At 71.7% G+C, this 22,672-nt stretch carries 21 protein-coding genes; 12 read left to right on the top strand and 9 right to left on the bottom strand.

All coding sequences use genetic code 11. The features are described from left to right. Positions 1 to 140 precede the first annotated feature (140 nt). From ACLVWQ_RS13160 to ACLVWQ_RS13145, 4 genes are read right to left on the bottom strand one after another with little or no spacing between them, the layout of a single operon-like run. Complete coding sequence (locus tag ACLVWQ_RS13160) at positions 141 to 569, bottom strand: Fur family transcriptional regulator (protein ID WP_414108660.1); 429 nt, start codon at positions 567 to 569, stop codon at positions 141 to 143. Positions 570 to 629: 60 nt separating this feature from the next. After that, complete coding sequence (locus ACLVWQ_RS13155; protein ID WP_414108659.1) at positions 630 to 1,556, bottom strand: metal ABC transporter permease; 927 nt, start codon at positions 1,554 to 1,556, stop codon at positions 630 to 632. Between the two features lie 5 nt (positions 1,557 to 1,561). Further along, on the bottom strand, positions 1,562 to 2,392 hold the full coding sequence (locus ACLVWQ_RS13150) for a metal ABC transporter ATP-binding protein (protein ID WP_414108657.1): 831 nt from the start codon (positions 2,390 to 2,392) through the stop codon (positions 1,562 to 1,564). Positions 2,393 to 2,443: 51 nt separating this feature from the next. Continuing rightward, on the bottom strand, positions 2,444 to 3,442 hold the full coding sequence (locus ACLVWQ_RS13145) for a metal ABC transporter substrate-binding protein (protein ID WP_414108656.1): 999 nt from the start codon (positions 3,440 to 3,442) through the stop codon (positions 2,444 to 2,446). 292 nt (positions 3,443 to 3,734) lie between these two features. On the opposite strand from ACLVWQ_RS13145, the gene ACLVWQ_RS13140 reads away from it, so the two are divergent. From ACLVWQ_RS13140 to ACLVWQ_RS13130, 3 genes are all read left to right on the top strand, one after another. Then, positions 3,735 to 5,117 carry a glycine--tRNA ligase gene (locus ACLVWQ_RS13140; RefSeq protein ID WP_414108655.1) on the top strand — a complete coding sequence of 461 codons (1,383 nt, stop codon included), beginning with the start codon at positions 3,735 to 3,737 and terminating at the stop codon, positions 5,115 to 5,117. A gap of 250 nt (positions 5,118 to 5,367) precedes the next feature. Next, entirely contained in the window at positions 5,368 to 6,372 is a 1,005-nt protein-coding gene (locus ACLVWQ_RS13135) for an aldo/keto reductase (RefSeq protein WP_414108654.1), read from the top strand. A gap of 25 nt (positions 6,373 to 6,397) precedes the next feature. Then, positions 6,398 to 6,982 carry a TetR/AcrR family transcriptional regulator gene (locus ACLVWQ_RS13130; protein ID WP_414108653.1) on the top strand — a complete coding sequence of 195 codons (585 nt, stop codon included), beginning with the start codon at positions 6,398 to 6,400 and terminating at the stop codon, positions 6,980 to 6,982. 13 nt (positions 6,983 to 6,995) lie between these two features. On the opposite strand, the gene ACLVWQ_RS13125 is transcribed toward ACLVWQ_RS13130, so the two are convergent. Both ACLVWQ_RS13125 and ACLVWQ_RS13120 read right to left on the bottom strand, forming a co-directional pair. Next, on the bottom strand, positions 6,996 to 7,202 hold the full coding sequence (locus tag ACLVWQ_RS13125) for a hypothetical protein (RefSeq protein ID WP_414108652.1): 207 nt from the start codon (positions 7,200 to 7,202) through the stop codon (positions 6,996 to 6,998). Between the two features lie 425 nt (positions 7,203 to 7,627). Next, positions 7,628 to 9,100 (bottom strand): MFS transporter, encoded by a 1,473-nt coding sequence (locus tag ACLVWQ_RS13120; protein ID WP_414108651.1) that lies wholly within the window; start codon positions 9,098 to 9,100, stop codon positions 7,628 to 7,630. A gap of 132 nt (positions 9,101 to 9,232) precedes the next feature. Between ACLVWQ_RS13120 and dusB the strand changes: the two genes are divergently transcribed. From dusB to ACLVWQ_RS13075, 9 genes are all read left to right on the top strand, one after another. Beyond that, entirely contained in the window at positions 9,233 to 10,387 is a 1,155-nt protein-coding gene (dusB, locus tag ACLVWQ_RS13115; protein WP_414108650.1) for a tRNA dihydrouridine synthase DusB, read from the top strand. Positions 10,388 to 10,879: 492 nt separating this feature from the next. Continuing rightward, entirely contained in the window at positions 10,880 to 11,074 is a 195-nt protein-coding gene (locus ACLVWQ_RS13110; protein WP_414108649.1) for a ferredoxin, read from the top strand. After that, on the top strand, positions 11,071 to 12,363 hold the full coding sequence (locus ACLVWQ_RS13105; RefSeq protein WP_414108648.1) for an NAD(P)/FAD-dependent oxidoreductase: 1,293 nt from the start codon (positions 11,071 to 11,073) through the stop codon (positions 12,361 to 12,363). The genes ACLVWQ_RS13110 and ACLVWQ_RS13105 overlap by 4 nt, the downstream gene beginning before the upstream one ends. Continuing rightward, positions 12,360 to 13,193 carry an acetoacetate decarboxylase family protein gene (locus ACLVWQ_RS13100; protein WP_414108646.1) on the top strand — a complete coding sequence of 278 codons (834 nt, stop codon included), beginning with the start codon at positions 12,360 to 12,362 and terminating at the stop codon, positions 13,191 to 13,193. Before ACLVWQ_RS13105 ends, ACLVWQ_RS13100 begins: the two co-directional genes overlap by 4 nt. A 77-nt stretch (positions 13,194 to 13,270) precedes the next feature. After that, positions 13,271 to 14,857 carry an aldehyde dehydrogenase gene (locus ACLVWQ_RS13095; RefSeq protein ID WP_414108665.1) on the top strand — a complete coding sequence of 529 codons (1,587 nt, stop codon included), beginning with the start codon at positions 13,271 to 13,273 and terminating at the stop codon, positions 14,855 to 14,857. Further along, positions 14,850 to 15,761, top strand: coding sequence for a 3,4-dihydroxyphenylacetate 2,3-dioxygenase (locus tag ACLVWQ_RS13090; protein WP_414108645.1), 912 nt, complete (start codon positions 14,850 to 14,852; stop codon positions 15,759 to 15,761). The genes ACLVWQ_RS13095 and ACLVWQ_RS13090 overlap by 8 nt, the downstream gene beginning before the upstream one ends. 27 nt (positions 15,762 to 15,788) lie before the next feature. Continuing rightward, positions 15,789 to 16,634 (top strand): fumarylacetoacetate hydrolase family protein, encoded by an 846-nt coding sequence (locus ACLVWQ_RS13085; protein ID WP_414108644.1) that lies wholly within the window; start codon positions 15,789 to 15,791, stop codon positions 16,632 to 16,634. A 40-nt stretch (positions 16,635 to 16,674) separates the two neighbouring features. Further along, the gene (locus tag ACLVWQ_RS13080; RefSeq protein ID WP_414108643.1) at positions 16,675 to 18,189 is read left to right on the top strand and encodes an aldehyde dehydrogenase; all 1,515 of its coding nucleotides are present in this window, start codon (positions 16,675 to 16,677) and stop codon (positions 18,187 to 18,189) included. Then, positions 18,186 to 18,932, top strand: coding sequence for a gamma-glutamyl-gamma-aminobutyrate hydrolase family protein (locus tag ACLVWQ_RS13075; RefSeq protein ID WP_414108642.1), 747 nt, complete (start codon positions 18,186 to 18,188; stop codon positions 18,930 to 18,932). The genes ACLVWQ_RS13080 and ACLVWQ_RS13075 overlap by 4 nt, the downstream gene beginning before the upstream one ends. A 187-nt stretch (positions 18,933 to 19,119) precedes the next feature. On the opposite strand, the gene ACLVWQ_RS13070 is transcribed toward ACLVWQ_RS13075, so the two are convergent. The 3 genes from ACLVWQ_RS13070 to ACLVWQ_RS13060 form a co-directional block, all read right to left on the bottom strand. After that, positions 19,120 to 19,692 (bottom strand): MarR family winged helix-turn-helix transcriptional regulator, encoded by a 573-nt coding sequence (locus ACLVWQ_RS13070; protein WP_414108641.1) that lies wholly within the window; start codon positions 19,690 to 19,692, stop codon positions 19,120 to 19,122. 119 nt (positions 19,693 to 19,811) lie between these two features. Continuing rightward, positions 19,812 to 21,086: a cytochrome P450 gene (locus ACLVWQ_RS13065; RefSeq protein ID WP_414108640.1), complete on the bottom strand. Its 1,275-nt coding sequence runs from the start codon at positions 21,084 to 21,086 to the stop codon at positions 19,812 to 19,814. An 88-nt stretch (positions 21,087 to 21,174) separates the two neighbouring features. Continuing rightward, entirely contained in the window at positions 21,175 to 22,530 is a 1,356-nt protein-coding gene (locus ACLVWQ_RS13060) for a glutamine synthetase family protein (RefSeq protein ID WP_414108638.1), read from the bottom strand. Positions 22,531 to 22,672: the final 142 nt, after the last annotated feature.

Below are 22,672 nucleotides of genomic sequence, written 5' to 3'. Positions count from 1 at the left end.
CACCGCGATCGTCATCTGGCTCCGAGACACCGTCCAAGAGCCATCAGAAACGACCTAGCCCTCTCGCCCCCACCGGGCCCGCACCCGGGGCGAGCGGTCAGCCCCCGCGGGGGCGCCGGCCCGCACCCCCGGGCCAACGGTCAGTTGTCGGCTGCCTGGCCGCGCGCAGCGCAGTCCGCGCAGGTGCCGAAGATCTCCACCGTGTGCGCCACGCTCACATACCCGTGCTCCGCCGCGATCGCCTCGGCCCACTTCTCCACCGCGGGCCCCTCCACCTCGACGGCCTTGCCGCACACCCGGCACACCAGGTGGTGGTGGTGATCACCGCTCACACACCGTCGGTACACGGACTCGCCGTCCGACGTGCGCAGCACGTCGACCTCACCGGCGTCCGCGAGGGACTGCAGCGTGCGGTACACCGTGGTCAGCCCGACCGAGTCGCCCTTGTGCTTGAGCATGTCGTGCAGATCCTGCGCGCTACGGAACTCTTCGACCTCGTCGAGCGCCGCCGCCACGGCGGCACGCTGCCGGGTGGAACGGCCCCGAACGGGCGGTCCAGCAGTCGTCACCGTTGCCTCCAAACGTCTGCGGCTGTGCCGGGCCATTGTGCCAGCCCGAGCAGGGCGCGGTCAGACGCCGGTCTTGCCGACCGGTGTGCCGGTGGGGGTGCGGGTGGCAGGAATGGCGCACTCCGCCGGATCGCCCGCCTCCCGCGCCGCGACCAGCGCGGCGGCCCGCGCCCGGCGCCGGGCCAGCGGGGTCGCCAACACGGTGAGCAGCACGAACGCGCCGATGGTGAGCAGGACGATCGTCGCGCCGGGCGGTACGTCCTGGTAGTACGAGGTCACCGTGCCGCCGATGGTCACGCTGACCCCGAGGGCCACCGAGATCGCGAAGGTGGCCGCGAAACTGCGGGTGAGCTGCTGCGCGGCGGCCACCGGCACCACCATCAGGGCGGAGACCAGCAGCAGGCCGACGACCCGCATGGCGACCGTGACGGTGACCGCCGCGGTGATCGCCGTGAGCAGGTTCAGGGCGCGCACGGGCAGCCCGGTCACCCGGGCGAACTCCTCGTCCTGGCTGACCGCGAACAGCTGCCGGCGCAGTCCGACAGTGACGAGGACCACGAAGGCCGCCAGCAGGCAGATCGCCGTCACGTCCGACTCGGAGACCGTCGAGAGCGAGCCGAAGAGGTACGAGGTCAGGTTGGCGTTGGAGCCGCCGGGCGCGAGGTTGATGAACATCACGCCGCCCGCCATGCCCCCGTAGAAGAGCATCGCCAGCGCGATGTCGCCGCGCGTCTTCCCGTACCAGCGGATCAGCTCCATCAGGACCGCGCCGACCACGGAGACGGCCGTCGCCATCCACACCGGGGACCAGGAGAGCAGGAAGCCGAGGCCGACGCCGGTCATCGCGACATGGCCGATGCCGTCGCCCAGCAGGGCCTGGCGGCGCTGCACCAGGTAGATGCCGACGGCGGGCGCGGTGATGCCGACGAGGACGGCGGCGAGCAGGGCCCGCTGCATGAAGGCGTAATCGAGGATTTCGAGGTTCATGGCGATCAGCTCAGCAGTCCCGTCCGGATCGGTTCGGCGTCGTGAGCCGCGTGGGGGTGTACGTGGTCGTGGCCGGGCAGCGCGTGCTGGCCGAGGGCGCGCGGGGGCGGGCCGTCGTGCAGCACGCAGCCGTCGCGCAGCACGACCGCGCGGTCGATCAGCGGCTCAAGCGGGCCCAGTTCGTGCAGGACCAGCAGGACGGAGGTGCCCGCCGCGACCTGCTCCCGCAAGGTCGCCGCAAGCACCTCCTGGCTCGCCAGGTCCACGCCGGCCATCGGCTCGTCCATGATCAGCAGTTCGGGCCGGGAGGCGAGGGCGCGGGCGATGAGGACGCGCTGGTGCTGGCCGCCGGAGAGGGCGTTCACGGAGTCCTTGGCGCGGTCGGCCAGGCCCACCAGCTCCAGGGCGTGCCGTACGGCCTCGTGGTCGGCCTTGCGCAGGATGCCGAAGCGGGCGCGGGACAGCCGCCCGGAGGACACCACCTCGGTCACCGTGGCCGGTACGCCGCCGGCCGCGGTGGTGCGCTGCGGTACGTAGCCCACGCGCGCCCAGTCGCGGAAGCGGCGCCGGGGGGTGCCGAACAGTTCTATCTCGCCGCCCGTGGCCGGGACCTGGCCGATGACCGTGCGGATGGCCGTCGACTTGCCGGAGCCGTTGGCGCCGAGCAGCGCGACGACCTCACCGCGGTGCACGGTGAGGTCGATGCCACGCAGGACGGGGCGTGCGCCGAGCTCGGCCGTCACACCGCGCAGGGAGACGACCGCCGGGGCGGTGTCCGGTGCGCCGGGCTCGGTGCCGGTGCCGATGGCGGGCTCGATGTCGGGCTCGGTCGTCATGCCGACGTCCTCCGGAGGCTGATCATGTCGCGCTCATTTCACGTCACTCGGTCACTTCGCACCCAGAGCCGTCTGCAGGGCCTTGAGGTTGGCATCCATGACCTGGATGTAGTCGTCGCCCTTGGACTTCTCCGTGATGCCCTCGATGGGGTCGAGCACATCCGTCTTCAGGTCCGCGTCCGCGGCGATGGTCTTCGCGGTCTTGTCGCTGACGAGGGTCTCGTAGAAGACCGTGGAGACACCGTCGGCCTTCGCCATCTTCTCAAGGTCCTTGACGCGGTTGGCGCTGGGCTCGCTCTCCGGGTCCAGGCCGTTGATGGCCTCCTCGGTGAGGCCGTAGCGCTCGGCGAGATAGCCGAAGGCGGCGTGCGTGGTGATGAAGACCTTGTTCTTGGTGTCCTTGAGGCCGTCCTCGAAGCGGGTGTCGAGGCCGTCCAGCTTCTTCACCAGGGCGGCGGTGTTGGCCTGGTAGGCCGCGGCGTTGTCCGGGTCGGCTTTCTCGAAGGCCTTGCCCACGCCCTCGGCGACCTCGGCGTACTTCACGGGGTCGAGCCAGATGTGCGGGTCGAGGCCGGAGCCCTCGCCCTCCTCGTCCTCGTGGCCGTGCTCGTCGTCGTGCTCGGCCGCGTGGCCGCCGACCTCGTTGCCGTGCTTCTCCAGGCTGGTCAGGCCGGCCGCGTCGACCTTCGCCTTCACCTCGGACTGGGCGATCGCGTCGTCGACGGAGGGCTGGAGGTTCTTCAGGTAGAGCGCCACGTCCGACTCCTGGAGCTGCGCGGTCTGCTTGGCGCTGATCTCCAGGTCGTGCGGCTCCTGGCCGGGCTCGGTCAGGGTGCTGACGCTGACGTGGTCCTTGCCTATCTGCTCGGCGAGGAACTGCAGCGGATAGAACGACGCCACGACGTCGAGCTTGCCACCGCCGTCGCTGTCGGCCGCGCTGGAGTCGGACGAGCAGGCGGAGAGGGAGCCGAGGGCGAGGGCGGTGGTCGCCGCCACCGCGATCCCGGCTGTGTTTATTCGGGAGGCGGCGAGGCGTCGTCGTACGTTCATGACAGTCATTTTCAGCTGGTGTGGAAACGATTGTCAATAAGCTGCCCTGTGATCTGGGCTTCATCCCGGTATGTGACGGGTGTGACGGCCGGCGGGGTACCGGCTGGGTACCGGCGTCCCGTCAGGACCCCAACCGATTTGATCCGGGGGGCGGGGCCGCCGGTAATCTGAAGCATTCGCTCTGCAGCAATCGCCCTGAGGTAATCGCTGTGAAGCAGCAACCGCTGTGAAGCGGCACCCGCTGTGAAGCAGCGACCGCTTCGTCGCCCGTCGTCGTAATGAAGAGAGCACCGTGGCCGCCGACAAGATCGACACCATCGTCAGCCTGAGCAAGCGCCGTGGCTTCGTCTACCCGTCCAGTGAGATCTACGGCGGCCAGCGCGCCGCCTGGGACTACGGGCCGCTGGGTGTCGAGCTCAAGGAGAACATCAAGCGTCAGTGGTGGCGCTACATGGTGACGTCGCGCGAGGACGTCGTCGGTCTCGACTCGTCCGTGATCCTGGCGACCGAGACCTGGGTGGCCTCCGGTCACGTCGCCACCTTCAGCGACCCGCTCACCGAGTGCACCTCGTGCCACAAGCGGTACCGCGCCGACCACCTGGAAGAGGCGTACGAGGCCAAGCACAACCGCGCCCCCGAGAACGGCCTCGCCGACCTCAACTGCCCCAACTGCGGCAACAAGGGCACGTTCACCGAGCCCAAGCAGTTCTCCGGACTGCTCTCCACGCACCTGGGCCCCACGCAGGACAGCGGCTCCATCGCCTACCTGCGCCCCGAGACCGCGCAGGGCATCTTCACCAACTTCGCCCAGGTCCAGCAGACCTCGCGCCGCAAGCCGCCGTTCGGCATCGCGCAGATGGGCAAGTCCTTCCGCAACGAGATCACGCCCGGCAACTTCATCTTCCGGACCCGCGAGTTCGAGCAGATGGAGATGGAGTTCTTCGTCAAGCCGGGCGAGGACGAGAAGTGGCAGGAGTTCTGGATGCAGGAGCGCTGGAACTGGTACACCGGCCTGGGCCTGCGCGAGGGCAACATGCGCTGGTACGACCACCCGGCCGAGAAGCTCTCGCACTACTCCAAGCGCACCGCCGACATCGAGTACCGCTTCCAGTTCGGCGGCAACGAGTGGGGTGAGCTGGAGGGCGTCGCCAACCGCACGGACTACGACCTGTCCGCGCACGCCAAGGCCTCCGGCCAGGACCTGACCTACTTCGACCAGGAGGCCGGCGAGCGCTGGACGCCGTACGTCATCGAGCCGGCGGCGGGTGTCGGCCGCGCGATGCTGGCGTTCCTGCTCGACGCCTATGTCGAGGACGAGGCGCCCAACGCCAAGGGCAAGATGGAGAAGCGGACCGTGCTGCGGCTCGACCCGCGGCTGGCGCCGGTGAAGGTCGCGGTGCTGCCGCTGTCGCGCAACCCGGAGCTGTCCCCGAAGGCGAAGGGGCTCGCGACGGCGCTCCGGCAGAACTGGAACATCGACTTCGACGACGCGGGCGCCATCGGCCGCCGGTACCGGCGGCAGGACGAGATCGGGACGCCGTTCTGTGTGACCGTGGACTTCGACACGCTCGACGACAACGCGGTGACTGTGCGTGAGCGGGACTCGATGAAGCAGGAGCGGGTGTCCCTCGACCAGATCGAGGGGTATCTGGCGAGCCGGCTCGCCGGTTGCTAGTTCTTGTGCGGCCGGGCGTCTGCCCGGCTGGTGCCGTTGTCCGGGTGGTGCGGGTCCGCTGTGGCCTGTCGCGCAGTTCCCCGCGCCCCTGAAGGCGGAAAGCCTCGGGCCCCCTCGTTTCGCGAGGGGGCCCGAGGCTTTTGTGTGCGGCGAGGCCGAAGCTGACACATGACAGCTGACAGATATTGAAATCTGTCAGCTGTCATGTCAGGGTGGGTGGACATTCTTGTCGACGGTCAGGGAGTTTCAGATGCGTACCCGTTCCCTCGGAACCACCGGGCCCCAGGTCTCCGCCCTCGGGCTCGGCTGCATGGGCATGTCCGCGCTGTACGGCGACGCCGACCGGGCCGAGGCCGTCGCCACCGTGCACGCCGCCCTCGAAGCGGGCGTCACCCTGCTCGACACCGGCGACTTCTACGGCATGGGCCACAACGAGATGCTGATCGGCGAGGCGCTGCGCGGCGCCCCGGCCGCGCGGCGCGAACAGGCACTGGTCAGCGTGAAGTTCGGCGCCCTGCGTGACCCGGACGGCGGCTGGGCCGGCCAGGACGGGCGGCCCGCCGCCGTGCGCAACTTCGCCGCGTACTCGCTCCAGCGGCTCGGCGTCGACCACATCGACGTGTACCGGATCGCGCGCGTCGACCCGGACGTCCCCATCGAGGAGACCGTCGGCGCGATCGCCGAACTCGTCGAGAAGGGCCACGTACGGCACATCGGCCTCAGCGAGGTCGGCGCGCAGACGCTGCGCAGGGCGGCGGCCACCGCCCCGATCTCGGATCTGCAGATCGAGTACTCCCTCATCTCGCGCGGCATCGAGGACGAGATCCTGCCGGCCGCCCGTGAACTGGGCATCGGCGTCACCGCGTACGGCGTGCTGTCGCGCGGCCTGATCTCCGGGCACTTCACCCGGGACCGGCAGCTCGCCGCCAACGACTTCCGGGCCCACAGCCCCCGCTTCCAGGGCGACAACCTCCAGCACAACCTGGATCTCGTCGACGCGCTGCGGAAGATCGCCGAGCAGAAGGGCGTGTCCGTCGCGCAGATCGCGATCGCCTGGGCGCTGTCGCGCGGCGAGGACATCGTGCCGCTGGTGGGCGCGCGGACCCGTGAGCGGCTGACGGAGGCGCTCGGGGCGCTCGACGTGGCGCTCGACGCCGCCGACCTCACCGCCATCGAGGGCGTCGTCCCGGCCGGGGCCGCGGCGGGCGACCGCTACCCGTCCGCGCAGATGGCATACCTCGACAGCGAGCACTGACACCGCCGCCGGTACGGTCATCGTCATGGCGACCACCGAGATCCTGACCGCCGAGCGCATCCTCGAAGTGACCGAGGAGGTGCTGCGCCGCCACGGCCCCGCGAAGGCGACCGTGGTGGACGTGGCCCGTGCGCTCGGTGTCAGCCACGGCAGCGTCTACCGGCACTTCCGTACGAAGGCGGCGCTGCGGGAGGCGGTCACCAAGCGCTGGCTGGACCGTACGTCGGACACGCTGTCCGGGATCGTCGCGCAGGACCGCGACCCGGAGGCCCGCCTGCGCGACTGGCTCGCGGCGCTGTTCACCGCCAAGCGCCGCAAAGCGGGCGACGACCCCGAGCTGTTCGCGACGTACCGGGTGCTGACCGGGGAGAGCGGCGCGGCGGTCGGCGAGCACATCGCCACCCTGACCGCTCAGCTGACGACGATCATCCGGTCCGGCGTCGACTCGGGCGCCTTCGCCGCCGCCGACCCGGCCACCGCCGCCCTCGCCCTCTTCCACGCCACGGACCGCTTCCACGACCCGTGCCATGCCCAGGAGTGGGAACAGCCCGGGATCGAGGGCGAGTTCGAGGCGGTCGTGGACCTGGTGCTGCGCGGTCTGCGCGCCTGAACGGGGAGGTCTCTCAGGACTCCGTCGGGTCCACCGTCGCCTGGTGGGCCTCCGCGAGGTGTTCCTCGGCCTTCAGCCAGGGCAGGAACTGTGCGGCCTTGCGCCAGCCGCACGTGTCGCATCTGATCGTCCGCTGCACGCCTGTGCGTTGCACTTGTACGACGTGCTCGCGGCCGTGTTGGTCCCAGCGGCTCACTTTGCTGGTATTGATCTGCAGCATGACGCCTCCTGTGTGGTAGCGCTCCGCTTGCGCGCGCTAAGGAGTGTGCAGCAAGAACAACATCAACGGGGGGTGATGGGTGGTGAGTTCTGTGCGCATTCCGCGCATTGCGGGTCTGCCGGGTGGTTCTGCCGGGCGTGGCGGCCCGTCGACGCCTGGGTGCGCAGTTCCTCGCGCCCCTGGGGTGCGTGGGTGGTCGGGGTTGTGTGTCGGGTGACCGCCGTCCTGGGCTGGGTGCGCAGTTCCTCGCGCCCCTGAGGGGGTGGGTGGTTGAGGGTGTGTTTCGGGTGGTCGCTGTCCTTGGGCTGAGCGCGCAGTTCCCCGCGCCCCTGAGGGGGGTGGGTGGTCGGGGTTGTGTTTCGGGTGGCCGTTGTTCTGGGCTGGGTGCGCAGTTCCTCGCGCCCCTGGGGGGTGTAGGTCTGTTTTTAGGGGCGCGGGGAACTGTGCAAACTGTTGTCCGGGTCGTTCAAGGGGCTCTCGTTGGCCGGGGGTGACAGGCGGGCCGCTGTGCGGGTCGCCGTGGCTCTGGCCCAGCGGCCGCTCGACAGCGCGCCCACCACCAGGACCGCCAGCCCGCAGCCCGCGATGATCCACCACGCGGGGCGCGCGGCCGAGACGAACGACGCCCGGTACGACGTCGCGCCCACGCCGGAGGCGAGCACCGCGCCGATCACCGCCACCCCCAGCGTCTGCCCGATCTGGCGGCTCGTGGACGCCACCGCGGCGGCCACCCCCGCCTGCGCCCGCGGCATCCCGGAGACCGCCGTGTTCGTGATCGGCGCGTTCACGAAACCGAAGCCGAGCCCGAACAGCACGTACCCGACGACGAGCGTCACGTTCGCCGTCTCCGCCTCGAACGCGGCGAACAGCACCCCGCTCACCGTCATCGCCGTACCGGCGACGAGCAGCGACAGGCGGGGCCCGCGGTTGCCCACCAGCCGCCCGGACAGCGGCGCGCAGACGAAGGTCATGGCCGCCATGGGGAGCATCCACAGGCCCGCGTGCAGCGCGCTCAGGCCCCGGACGTTCTGGAGGTAGAGCGTCGACAGGAAGAGGAACCCGCCCAGCGCCGCGAACGCGCTCACCGCCACCACCGTGGCCCCGCTGAACGGTGCCGACCGGAAGAACCGCAGGTCGATCAGGGGCTCGTCGCGCCGTCGCTCGTACCACAGGAGGGTGACCAGGGCCACGAGCGCGACGCCGCCGAAGGCCAGGACCAGCGCGGTACCGGAACTGGGCGCCTCGATGATCGCGTACGTGAGCGAGCCGAGCAGCGCGATCACCAGGAGCTGGCCGACCGGGTCGGGCCGGCGGGCCTTCGGCGCGCGGGACTCGGGCACGTACCGCAGCGTGAGCAGCAGCGCGGCCAGGCCCACCGGCAGGTTGAGCCAGAAGATCGAGCGCCAGCCGACCGAGTCCACCAGGAGGCCGCCGATCAGCGGACCGGCGGCCATGGATATGCCGATCACGGCACCCCAGACCCCGATCGCGCGGGCGCGCTCACGCGGGTCCGTGAAGGTGTTGGTGATGATCGACATGGCGACCGGGTTGAGCATCGAGCCGCCGACCGCCTGGATCATGCGGAAGGCGACCAGCGATTCGAGGTTGGGCGCGACCGAGCAGAGGACCGAGCCGGCGGTGAAGACGACCAGGCCCGCCATGAAGACCTTCCGGCGGCCGATGCGGTCGGCCGTCGAGCCCGCGAGCATCAGCAGCGAGGCGAGCACCAGCGTGTACGCGTCGATCGTCCACTGCATGCCCGCCAGGTCGGTGTGCAGGTCCTTCTGCATGGCGGGGAGCGCGACATTGAGGACGGTGTTGTCCAGGCTCACGATCAGCAGACTCATACAGCAGATCGCGAGCACCAGCCGACGCCGGCGGGGGCTGAGCTCAGGCATGGCGACAAGCCTACGCCCGTTTCGGTAGTGTGCCTAACTAATGACCCCCGGTCGGGGCCCTCGCCGGTGCCTTCGCAGGGGCCCTCGCCGGTGGCCTCCGGGGCACCGGTCCGCGTGCGCGACAATGGGAGAATGCCCACGCTCACGTCCACGGTGAACACCGCCCTGCGGATCGGTCCGCACACCGTCCAGCCGCCCGTCGTGCTCGCCCCCATGGCGGGCATCACGAACGCGCCGTTCCGCACCCTGTGCCGGGAGTTCAGCGGGGGCAAAGGGCTGTTCGTCAGCGAGATGATCACCACGCGTGCGCTGGTCGAGCGCAACGAGAAGACGATGCAGCTGATCCGCTTCGACGCGTCGGAGACCCCGCGGTCGATCCAGCTGTACGGCGTCGACCCCGCGACCGTCGGCAAGGCCGTCCGTATGATCGCGGAGGAGGGTCTGGCCGACCACATCGACCTGAACTTCGGCTGCCCGGTCCCGAAGGTGACCCGCAAGGGCGGCGGCTCGGCCCTCCCGTACAAGCGGCCTCTGCTGCGGGCGATCCTGCGCGAGGCGGTGTCCGGGGCGGGGGACCTGCCGGTCACCATGAAGATGCGCAAGGGCATCGACGACGACCACATCACCTTCCTCGACGCCGGGCGGATCGCGGTCGAGGAGGGCGTCACGGCGATCGCGCTGCACGGGCGCACGGCCGCGCAGCACTACGGCGGGACGGCCGACTGGGACGCCATCGCCCGGCTGAAGGAGCACGTCCCGGAGATTCCCGTGCTGGGGAACGGCGACATCTGGTCCGCGGACGACGCGCTGCGGATGGTGCGGGAGACCGGCTGCGACGGGGTTGTCGTGGGCCGGGGCTGCCTCGGGCGGCCGTGGCTGTTCAGCGACCTGGTCGCCGCGTTCGAGGGGCGGGTGGGTGAGTACGGGCGGCCCGGCCTTCGTGAGGTGGCGGGGGTGATGGTCCGGCACGCGACCCTGCTCGGGGAGTGGATCGGGGACGAGGCGCGCGGGGTCATCGACTTCCGTAAGCACGTGGCCTGGTATCTGAAGGGTTTCTCCGTCGGGTCCGAGATGCGCAGGCGGCTGGCGGTCACCTCGTCGCTCGCCGAACTGGCGGACGGGCTGAGTGAGTTGGAGCTCGACCAGCCTTGGCCGGAGGGGGCGGACGGGCCTCGTGGGCGGACGTCGGGGAACGGGCGGGTTGTCCTGCCGGACGGGTGGCTGAAGGATCCGTACGACTGTGCGGGGGTCAGTGCGGATGCGGAGTTGGACACGTCTGGGGGGTGACGTGTCCTGCCGGTGCCGGTGCCGGTGCCGGTGCGGGCCTGGGTGTGCAGTTCGCCGTGCTTCTGCAAGGCAAAAGATTGCGCAGTTCCCCGCGCCCCTGAGGGGGTGGCCTGTGGCCGGTGTTTGTGGGGTGTGGGTTGTTTCTTGCGTGCCTGAAAGCTAAAAGATTGCGCAGTTCCCCGCGCCCCTGAGGGGGTGGCCTGTGGCCCGTGTTTCTGGGGTGTGGGTTGTTTGTCGCGTGCCTGAAAGCTAAAAGATTGCGCAGTTCCCCGCGCCCCTGAGGGGGTGGCTCGTGGCGCCTGCTCCTCAAGGTGTGTGGCGTCTCTTGTGTCTTCTGGAAGTCGTGCGAGCCGGCGGTGTTCGTTCTCTTGACCTCGGGCTCGTTGCTTTCTATTTTGTTTGGGGTCAAATGAAATGGGGGGAGGGGGCGGCCCCGACCGGTCACCTCGGCCGGGCCCGCCCTCCGGGATCTGGTCATCTGGAGGACCGCCCATGAAGGTCGTCGTCGACATGAACAAGTGCCAGGACCACGGCCAGTGCGTCTTCGCCGCTCCTGACGTCTTCCGCTTCGACGACGACGGACATCTCGCCCATCTCTCCGACGTGGACGACACGTTGCGCGAGGAGGTCGAGGAGGCCGCCGACGTCTGCCCGCTCCAGGCCATCCGGATCGGGGCTGAGGCGTGAGCGCATCCGCCACGAGCACACCCGTCGTCGTGGCCGGCGCCTCCATGGCCGGGCTGCGCGCCGCCGAGCAGTTGCGCGCCGCGGGCTGGCACGGGCCGGTCGTGCTCGTCGGGGACGAACCCCACATGCCCTACAACCGGCCGCCCCTGTCCAAGGAGGCGCTGGCCGGCGACGCCTCCTTCGCCTCGCTCGCCCTCCGGCCCCGCGCCAGCGTCTCGGACGTGCGGTGGCGCCTGGGCACCCGGGTGGTCGGCGCCGACCTCGACCGGCGCACCGTCGAGCTCGACGACGGCGAGCGGCTGCCGTACCGCGGTCTGGTCGTCGCCACCGGTATGCGGCCCCGGCGGCTGCCCTGCCCCGGCCCCGTCCACGGACGGCACACCGTGCGCACCCTGGCCGACGCCCAGGGCCTGCGCGAGGCGCTGATCCGGCCGGGCGCCCGCGTCGTCGTGATCGGTGCCGGATTCATCGGCTGTGAGGTGGCCGCGACCGCCCTGGCCCTCGGAGCCGCCCAGGTCACAGCCGTCGACCCGCTGCCGCTGCCCATGATCGGGCCGCTCGGCGACCTGCTCGCGCGGGCGCTGCTCGACCGGCACGAGCGGCGCGGTGTCCGGTTCGTGCTCGGTGTGCGGGTGACCGGGTTCGAGGGGGACGACCGGGTCACCGGGGTGGTCCTGGCCGACGGCACGACCCTCGCCGCCGACGTCGTGGTGGAGTCGGTGGGCTCCGTCGCCAACACCGAATGGCTGGCGGGCAACGGCCTCGACCTCACCGACGGCGTACTGACGGACGAGCACCTGCGGGTCGGCGGCCGTCCGGACGTGGTCGCGGTCGGCGACGTCGCGCGCTTTCCCAACGCCCGGTACGACACCGTCGCCCGCCGCGTCGAGCACTGGTCCATCCCGGCCGACACCGCCAAACACGCCGCCAGGGTGCTCGCCGCGCACCTGACCGGAACCGCCCTCGCGCTCGCCCCGTTCGCGCCCCTGCCGACCTTCTGGAGCGACCAGCACGACTTCCGGCTGCAGTCCTTCGGCGCCCCCGTCCTCGGCAAGGACGATGTGCGCGTCCTGGACGGCGACCCCGGCGGTGACCCCGACGGCGACTTCCTGGCCGGGTACCACCGCGACGGACGCCTCGTCGGTGTCGTCTCCCTCGGCGGCCGGGCCGCGGGGGCCGCCGCCGCGCGTCATCGCGCCCGACTCCTCGGACAGACCGCCTTCGACGGAGCCGTCGGCACCGACGCCGGCGCCGCCGTCGACGCCGCACCACGTGAGGAACTCCCGTGACCAGTCTGCGCGGATACTTCCACCCGAAGACGGCGACCGGTGCCGCCTCGCTCATCCCCCCGCCGCCGTGGCGCTACTCCGGCGACCTGCTCACCGTCGAGTACCGCACGGACCCCGCCCGGGTACGGGAGCTGCTGCCCGAGCCGCTGGAACTCGCCGACGAGGACCCCGGCGCCGTCGCGCTGATCTGGGCCGACTGGCAGTCCTGCGCCGCCTCGGGGCGGGAACTGCTCGACCCGGTGCGGGCCCAGTACGCGGAGGCGTTCGCGGTCGTCCGGTGCGCGTACCGCGGACGGACGTACACGCGCTGCGTCTACATCTGGGTGGACAAGGACTTCGCGCTCGCCCGCGGTCTGCACCAGGGCTATCCGAAGAAGCTCGGGTCCATCCACCAGACCCGGCCGCACCCCTACGGGCCCGCCCCGCGCATCGAGTCCGGTGCCCGGTTCGGAGCCACCCTCGCCGCCGCCGACCGGCGCCTGGCCCAGGCGGTCGTCACCCTGCGCGAGCCCTCCGAGACCAACGGGTTCGTCAACGCCCATCCCATGGCCCACCACCGCTGGCTGCCCTCCGTCGAGAAGGGCAAGGGGCTGGCGCTCGACGAACTGATCGAGTCCGCGGCCACCTCCTTCGAAGGCGGCCCGCCCTGGCGGGGCGACGCCGAACTGGATCTGTTCGAGGCACCCACCGAGGAACTGGCCCGGCTGGTGATCCGGGAGCCGATCGCCGCGTACTACCGGCAGGTCGGCGTGGTGTGGGACGGGGGCCGCCTGCTGGAGTCGGGCACCTCCGGCGCCGACGCATCGACAGCAGGAGCCCCATCGACATGAACCCCAGCACCGGCAACATCAGCCCCGGCAACACCAACTCCGGTAACACCGCCTCCGATAACACCGACCCCGGCGCCGTGCGCGAACACCTCGTCACCGTCGCCGGAGTCGCCGTCGACACCCGGCACCTCATCGGCGGCGAACGGGTCGCCTCCGCCGGGACCTTCACCGACGTCTCACCCATCGACGGCGCACCCCTCGGCGAGATCGCCCGCGGCACCGCGACGGAGGCCGCCGCGGCCGTCGCCGCCGCGAAGGCCGCCTTCCCGGGCTGGGCCGCCACCCCGCGCGCCGAACGCGCCCGCCTCCTCGGGGCGATCGCCGACGGTGTGGAGAAACGGCTCGAAGAACTCGCCGCCGTCGAGACCACCGACAACGGCGCTCTCCTGCGCTCCCACCGCCGGGGCGTGATGCCGCGCGTCGCCCACAACTTCCGCTTCTTCGCCGACCAGTTGACGAAACTGGAGCACGAGGAGCACCAGGAGCTGGAGATCCGCGGGCACACCCAGCACATCAGCTGGGACCCCGCCGGGCCGTGCCTGCTGATCACCCCGTGGAATGCCCCGCTGATGCTGGCCACCTGGAAGGCCGCCCCGGCGCTCGCCGCCGGGAACACGGTGATCCTGAAACCCTCCGAGTGGTCCCCGCTCACCGCCTCGCTGCTCGCCGACATCGCCACCGCGGCCGGACTGCCCCCCGGTGTCCTCAACGTCGTCCAGGGCTACGGCTCCGAGGTCGGCGACCCACTCGTCACGCACCCTGACGTACGCCGCGTCAGCTTCACCGGTTCGGTGCCCACGGCCCGGCGCATCGCCGCGCGCGCCGCCGCCCACCTCACCCCGCTCAGCCTCGAACTCGGCGGCAAGTCCCCGCTGCTGGTCTTCGCCGACGCCGACCTCGACCTGGCCGTCGACCTCGCGGTGGAGCAGTACGACAACGCGGGCCAGGTCTGCCTCGCGGCCACCCGCCTCCTGGTCGAGGAGCCGGTCGCCGAGGAGTTCACCCGCCGCCTCACCGACCGGGCGGCCCGGCTGACGCAGGGCGACCCGCGGGACGAGGCCACCGACCTCGGGCCCCTCGTCCACCCGCGCCAGTTGGAGAAGGTCGACGGGTTCGTACGGCGGGCGCTGGACGCCGGTGCCCGCGCGGTCATCGGCGCTCACCCGCGCGAGAGGACCGGCGACGGGACAGGCGACGGGACCGGTGACGGAACCGGCGACGGAACCGGCGAGGGGTGGTACTACGCGCCGACCCTCCTCACCGATGTCGCCCAGGACTCCGAGATCGTCCAGGAGGAGGTCTTCGGGCCCGTCCTGACCCTCCAGACCTTCACCACCGAGGACGAGGCCGTGCGGCTGGCCAACGGCACCCGCTTCGGCCTCGCGGCCGTCGTCGCCACCGGCGACCACGAGCGCGCCCGGCGCGTCACCGCGCAGCTCGTGGCGGGCACGGTCTGGGTCAACTGCTTCTTCGTCCGCGACCTGCGGGCGCCCTTCGGCGGCTCCCGTCAGTCGGGCGTCGGCCGTGAGGGCGGCACCTGGAGCTTCGACTTCTACTGCGACCTGAAGAACACTGTCACCGCACCGAACGGCTGGACGGAGCGGAACGGACCGACGGACCGGAACGGATCGACGGACCGGAACGGACGGACACGTCATGGGTGAGGTCGTCGGGGCGGGGCTCCTCGCCCATGTCCCCACCATCGTGCTGCCCGAGGCCGACCGGCTGGAGCTCAACGAGGGCAAGGAGACCACCCTCGTCACCGGCCTGCGGCAGCTCCGCGAGGAGGTCTTCGAGCGCGACGACTACGACACCGTCGTCGTCCTCGACTCGCACTGGGCGACCACCGTCGAGTTCGTCGTCAGCGCCCACGCGCGGCGCGCCGGCCTCTTCACCTCCGAGGAACTGCCGCGCGGGATGTGCCGGATGCCCTACGACTTCCCGGGCGATCCCGAACTCGCCCACCACATCGCCTCGTTCGCCGACCGGCACGGCACCTGGATCACCGCCATCGACGACGCGTACCTGCCGATCTACTACGCCACGATCAACCTCTGGAAGTTCCTCGGCGAGGGGCTGCCGGACAAACGCTGGATCACCATCGGCGTCTGCCAGACCGGTGACATGGACGACCATCTGCGGCTGGGCCGCGCGCTGGCCGACGGCATCGCCGCCACCCCGGGGCGCCGGGTGCTCCTGATCGCCTCCGGTGCCCTGTCCCACACCTTCTGGCCGCTGCGGGAACTGCGCGCCCACGAGATGAGCGACCCGGCCCACATCTTCACCCCCGAGGCACGGGCGGCCGACCACGAGCGCATCGCCTGGTTCAAGGAGGGCCGCCACGACCAGGTCCTCGACCACATGGACGACTTCTGGGCGTACAAGCCCGAAGCGAGGTTCTCCCACTACCTGATGATGGCCGGGGCGCTCGGCGAGCGGGCGTGCGCCGCCGGGGCCCGCCAGTACGGCGCGTACGAGAACTCCATCGGCACCGGTCAGGTCCACCTCTGGTTCGACCGCCCGGCGGACGGCTGGACGGGCACCGGAGCGCGCCACGACAGCGTCTAGCGAGCCAGCCCACAGAGAGGTTCCGTCATGGCCGAGTACCGCCGCGTCCTCCTCGACGGCGCAGCCGTGGAGACCGTCCGCGACGGCGACGAGCTGGTCGCCGGGGACGGGCGCCGGGTCCGGGCCGAGGACGCGACGCACCTGCCGCCGGTCGTCCCGTCCAAGGTGATCGCGGTCCACCTCAACCACCGCAGCCGGGTCGACGAGTTCGGCGTCGGGCTGCCGGCCGCCCCCACCTACTTCCACAAGCCGACCTCGGCGCTCAACTCCCACCGGGGCGCGGTCGTCCGGCCCGAGGGCTGCAAGTGGCTCAACTACGAGGGCGAGATCGCCATCGTCATCGGCAGGACCACGCGCAACGTCTCCCGGGCGGAGGCGGGGCGGTGCATCGCCGGCTACACCGTGGCCAACGACTACGGCCTGCACGACTTCCGCGACACCGACGCGGGATCCATGCTCCGCGTCAAGGGCTCCGACACCCTCTGCCCGCTCGGCCCCGGTCTCGTCACCGACTGGGACTTCCACGGCAAACGCCTGCGGACGTACGTCAACGGCAAGGTCGTCCAGGACGGTTCCACCGACGAGATGACGTGGGACATGCACTACCTCGTCGCCGACATCGCCCGCACCATCACGCTGTACGCCGGAGACGTCCTGCTGTCCGGCACGCCGGCCAACTCCCGGCCCGTGCAGCCCGGTGACGTGGTGGAGGTCGAGGCCGAGGGCCTGGGCCGGCTCACCAACCATGTCGTACGGGGCCCCACCGCCGTGCGCGCGGACCTCGGAGCCCAGCCGACCGAGTCCGAGGAGGTGCTGTCCACCGCGCTCGGCGGCGACTGGGAGTTCCGCGGCGTCAGGCCGCCGAAACGCTGATCCGAACCCACCCCACCGAGGTGCTCCGGAGGAGGACCCCATGACCGTCGCCGCTCAGGACGCCGCGAACGCCGTCACCCACGAGGAATGGCTCCGCCGTGCGAAGGCGCTCCACCCGGTCGGTACGCATCTGATCGACGGCGCGGAGGAACCCGGCGGCGGCGCCACCTTCGCCGCGGTCTCGCCCCGCGACGGCCGGGCGCTGGCCGAGGTCGCCGACGCGGGCCCCGCCGAGGTGGACGCCGCCGTCGCCGCCGCACGCCGCGCCTTCGACCACGGGCCCTGGCCCCGGCTGGCCCCCGCCGAACGCGGCCGGGTCCTGATCCGCCTCGCCGGCCTGCTGGAGGAGAGCCGGGCCGAACTGGCGCTCACCGTCAGCCTGGAGATGGGCAAGACCGTCACCGACGCCCACGACATCGAACTCCGGGCCGTCGTCGACACCTTCCGCTGGTACGGCCAGCTCGCCGGCAAACTCACCGACGAGGTGCCGCACACCGCGCCGGACGCCCTCGCGCTCGTCACCCGGGAGCCCACCGGCGTCGTCGGCGCGGTCGTCCCCTGGAACTTCCCGCTGACACTGGCCGGCTGGAAGATCGCCCCGGCGCTGGCCGCCGGGTGCGCGGTCGTCCTCAAGCCCTCCGAACGCGCGCCCCTGTCGGCCGCCCTGCTGGGACGCGTCGCCCTGCGGGCCGGACTGCCGCCGGGCGTGCTCAACGTCGTCAACGGCGAAGGCCCGGTGGCCGGGCGGGCCCTCGGCCGGCACCCCGACGTCGACGTGCTGGCCTTCACCGGGTCCACGGCCGTCGGCCGGCACTTCCTGCGTTACGCGGCCGACTCCAACCTCAAGCGCGTCTGGCTCGAACTGGGCGGCAAGTCGCCCAACATCGTGCTGCCCGACGCCCCCGACCTGGAGAAGGCCGCGGCCACGGCCGCCTGGGGCATCTTCTTCAACCAGGGCGAGATGTGCACCGCGCCCTCCCGGCTGCTGGTCCACGCCTCCGTCGCAGGCCAGGTCACCGACGCTGTCGTGGCGCACGCCCGCGCGCTGCGGGTGGGCGACCCCCTCGACCCGGCCACCGAGATGGGCGCCCTGGCCGGCGAGGACCACCTCGCACGCGTACTCGGCCATGTCCGCACCGCGGTCGACAGCGGTGCCCGGCTGCGTACCGGCGGCACCCGCACCCTGACCGGGTCCGGCGGTTCCTATCTCGAACCGACCGTCTTCGACCGGGTCGCGCCGGACAGCCCGCCGGCCCGCGAGGAGATCTTCGGGCCCGTCCTGTCCGTCCTGACCTTCGAGGATCTCGACGAGGCGGTCGCTCTCGCCAACGCCACCGAGTACGGACTGGCGGCCGGCCTGTGGACGTCCGACCTGTCCACCGCCCACCGGGTCTCCCGCGCGCTGCGGGCCGGCACGGTGTGGGTCAACTGCTACGAGGAGGGCGATCTGACCGTGCCCTTCGGCGGTGTGAAGCAGTCGGGCAACGGACGCGACAAGTCCGTCCACGCCCTGGAGAAGTACACCGAACTGAAGACGACCTGGATCCAGTTGTGAGCCCCCGCCCGCTGATAGCGATTCCCGCCCGCTTCTCCGCGACCTCCTCGGTCCTGAGACACCCGGCGGAGGTCACCGCTCGCGCACTGGCCGAGGCGGTCTGGCGGGCGGGTGGCGAGCCGGGCACCGTGCATCCGTACGCGCCCGGCGGCGCCGCCGACCCCGCCGAGGTCGCCACGCGGCTGGCCCGCTTCGACGGGCTCCTGCTCCCCGGCGGCGGCGACGTGGCGCCGCACCGCTACGGGGCGAGCCCGGGTACGTACCGGACCGCGGACGGAGCGGGTGGTATCGACGCCGTGGACGACGAGCAGGACGGGTTCGACCTGGAACTCGCCCGGCAGGCCCTCGCGCACGAGGTGCCGCTGCTGGCGGTCTGCCGCGGCCTCCAGGTGGTCAACACGGCGCTGGGCGGCACCCTGCACCAGGACATGAGCCGCCCCGAGCACGCGCACCGCCACGTCCTGCACCCCGTCTTCCTGGTCCCGGGGTCGGTGGTGGCCCGGGTCACCGGTACCGACAAGACCGAGGCGTCCTGCCACCACCATCAGCGGGTGGACCGGCTGGGGGAGGGGCTCCGGGTCACCGGCCGCGCCGGTGACGGCACGGTCGAGGCGGTCGAACTCGCGGGCGGCGACGGCCGGTTCATGGCCGTGCAGTGGCATCCGGAGGACACCGCGGCCGAGGACCCGGCCCAGCAGCGCCTCTTCGACGCGCTGGTGGGAGCGGCACACGGGGCCGCCTGAGACGGCCGCGGGGGATCGGGCCGCCGGAAACGGCTCGTGGGGGGCGGGCCGTGGGGGTCGGCTCGTGGGGATCGGGCCGCCTGAAACGGCCGTGAGGAACGGGCCGTGGGGAACCGCCCGTGGGGAACGGGCTGTGCGAAACGGTGCCGTGGGGAAACGGGCCGTGGGGAGCGGCGGGTCGGGGGCGTCAGCCTCGGGCGCGGCGGCCGCTGCGGCGGGGCGTGGCCGCCTCGCCGTTCAGCAGGGACCGGCGCCGGTCCTCGCCGCCCTCCTCGACCTGGAGCACCACCTGACGCAGCCCGTCGGCGAGGGTGCGGCACTCGGTGTCGCTCAGCCGCGAGGTGACGAACGCCTCCTCCTCGTTGAAGGCCGGGAACACCGTGCGCATGAAGTCCTCGCCCTCCTCGGTGAGCGAGAGCAGCACCAGCCGCCCGTCGCTGGGATGGCCGGTGCGCCGCAGCAGACCGCGTGACTGGAGGGTGCGGGCCACACCGGTCAGGGTGCCCTTCGAGATGCCGGCCTCCTCGGCGACGCGCCGCGTCTCGGACTCGCCCCAGACCCACACCACCCACAGCACGACGAAGCCGGTCCAGGTCAGGTCCGAGCCGCGCAGTACGGAGTTCTCCAGATGCTGGCGTACGGCGGACGCGGCCCGGTAGATGTTGGCCACGGCCGCCATCTGCTCCCGCCGGACGGCCATACCGCCGAGTTTCTCCTCCGCGAGTCTCTCCGCCGCGCTGATGGACCGCTGGCTGGGCACGGGCGCTCCCTCGCATCGTCACAGGGCCGTGGTCACTGCCGACTCACGGTCGTACGGCTCCGAATCCTACGGGGGCGCGCACGGACCGGTCCTTCGCCGCCGCCCGGCCGGGCGGGCGGTCAGGTGAGCGTGACCGTCACGGGCAGGTCCTTGATGCCGTTGACGAAGTTGGAGCGGACCCGGCGGACCGGACCGCTGAGGCGGATGTCCGCGAGCCGCGGGATCAGTTCCTCGAACATGACGCGGATCTCGGTGCGGGCGAGCAGGTTGCCCAGACACAGGTGCGGGCTCGTCTTGCCGAAGGTCACATGGTCGTTGGGGGTGCGTGTCACGTCGAAGGCGTAGGGATCGGGGAAGACGGACTCGTCGCGGTTGCCCGAGGCGTACCACATGACGACCTTGTCGCCCTCCTTGACGCGGGTGCCGCCCAGCTCGGTGTCACGGGTCGCGGTACGCCGGAAGTGGTAGACGGGGGAGGCCCAGCGCAGGAACTCCTCGACGGCGACGGGGATCAGGGCCGGGTCCCGGCGGAGCAGGTCCAGCTGGTCGGGGTGCTGGGTGAGGGCCAGCATGGTGTGGCTGATGGCGTGGCGGGTCGTCTCGTTGCCCGCGACGACCAGGAGCAGGAAGTAGTTGTCGAAGTCCTGCTCGGTCAGCGGCACCCCGTCGCGGGGTGTCTCGTTCACGAGCCGGGAGACCAGGTCGCCGCCGGTCCCGCCGCGCCGCTGCCGCGCCAGTTCCCGTCCGTACGCGAACACCTCGGCGGCGGCGGGGGAGCGGAACGGCAGATCGCGGTAGCGCTCGCTCTCCGGGCTGCCGAGCAGGACGTCCGCGTAGTCCGGGTCGGTGTTGCCGATGAGGCGGTTGCCCCAGTCGATGAGACGGCGGTTGTCCTCGGGCGGCACGTCGAGGAGCCGGGCGAGCACGTTGATCGGGAAGTCGGCCGCGACGTGGGTGACGAAGTCGAACGTGCCCAGCGGCAGCGCGGCGTCCAGGGTGCGGGCGGTCAGCCCGCGCAGGAAGTCGGTGTACCGGCTGATGACCCGGTGCCCGAACTGCCGTTGCAGCAGCCCGCGCAGCGCGCGGTGACGGGTGCCGTCGAGCTCCAGGATCGAGGCGCGCCGGGCGATCTGGTCGTCGTCCAGCTCCTCCAGGTTGACGAACCGGGTCGAGGTGAAGGTGTCCGGGTCCCGGTCGACGGCGACGATGTCCCGGTGCCGGGTCAGCGCCCAGAACCCGGAGTGCGGCGCGGCCTCGGGCTGCCAGTGGACCGGGTCCTGGTGGCGCAGGGTGTGGAACATGCGCCAGGGCGTCAGCTCGTCGGTGAAGCCGTCGAGGTCGGTGAGGTCGACGTCGTCGAGGGGGAGGGGTTCGATCGGGTCGGGTGCCGCCATCAAGGTCTCCTTGAGGGTGCGAGGGGCGGAGGTGCGAGGGCCGGGCGGGTGCGGGGCGGGTGTGCGGGAGCGGGGCCGGCGGGGCGGATCACAGGTGGTCCGCGTACTCGGCGAACTCCCAGTCGGTGACGTGCTGGTGGAAGCGGCCGACCTCGTCGCGCTTGTAGGTCACGTACGCGGAGACGAACTCCTTGCCCAGGAGCCGGGTGAGGTCGGTGTCGGCCTCCAGCGCGTCGAGCGCGGCGGGCAGGTTCGCGGGCAGCAGGGCCGCTCCGGCGGTGTCGTAGCCGTACCCCTGGAGCGGGGCGGGCGGCTCCTGGGCGTCCATGACACCGAGCAGGACGGCCGCGCTCGCGGCGGCGACCAGCAGGTACGGGTTGGCGGCGGCGTCCCCGAGCCGGAGTTCGAGCCGGGCGCCGCCGCCGCGCTCGGGCGGTACGCGGACCATGGCGCTGCGGTTGTCCAGGCCCCAGTCGATCAGCCACGGGGCCAGCGTGTCGGGGCCGAACCGCTTGTACGAGTTGACCGTGGGGTTCAGCAGCGCCGCGAGCGCCGGGGCGTGCGCGAGCAGCCCCGCCACGGCGTGCAGCGCGGTGGCCGACAGACCGTACCGGCCCTCGGGGTCGTCGAAGGCGTTGCCCCCGTCGCCGTCGGCGCACGACAGGTGGAGATGGAAGCCGGAGCCGCCGGCGTCGTTGAAGGGCTTGGCCATGAAGGTGGCGATCCGGCCCTCCGCGCGGGCGAGTTCCTTGACGGCGGACTTCAGCCGGAAGGCCCGGTCGGCGGCGTCCAGCGCCGTGGAGTGGGAGAGGTTGATCTCGAACTGCGAGCCGTCGAACTCGTGGTTTCCGGTGGTGACACCGATGCGCAGGTCGCGCAGGGAACGCAGGGTGCGCAGCAGGTGGTTCTCCGGGTCGGCGCGCAGTCCCGCCGTGTAGACGGTGCCCGCGGCCGTGCTGTAGCGGCGCCAGCCGCCGGGCGACCCCGGGGCCGACTCGCAGAGGAAGTACTCCAGTTCGGGCCCGGCCACCGGGTCGAGCCCGTGCTCGGCGCACCGGGCGAGCACGGCGCGCAGCAGGTCACGGGGGGACTCGGGGGTGGGGGCGCCGGTCCGGGCGTCGGTGACGTCGCCCAGGCAGGAGGCCACCCCCGGTTCCCAGGGCAGCGGGGTCAGGGTGCTGAGGTCGGGCCGCACCAGCATGTCGGGCAGCCCTGCCTCCAGACCGCCGGTGACCGGCACCACGTCGCCGCGCGGGGTGGTGTGGTAGACGGCCCGGCAGAAGGCGAGCCCGTGTGCGCAGGCCGTGGGCAGATGGTCGAGCAGTACGTCACGGGCCCGGTCCGTGCCGAGCAGGTCGGGGTAGACCACCCGGACCACGTCGATGCCTTGCCCGGCGAGCCGTTCGGCGTGCTCTCGGGTCCGGGAGAGGTCGTGTGCGCTCACCGCTGCCTCCTCGGGCAGATGGGAACGGGGCCGCCGGGCGGCCCGGGGGCTGCTGCAGCCCGCCGTTTGTTTGATGTCAAACGGTATGTCGACGGTAGGGACGTCCGCCGCCCTCCCGCAAGTACGGCGACCCAACTCGGGG

The organism is Streptomyces sp. CWNU-52B, from assembly GCF_047444975.1.
Lineage (GTDB): Bacteria > Actinomycetota > Actinomycetes > Streptomycetales > Streptomycetaceae > Streptomyces.
The sequence above is the reverse complement of the archived record's forward strand: the minus strand, read 5'-3'. Positions and strand labels throughout refer to the sequence as shown.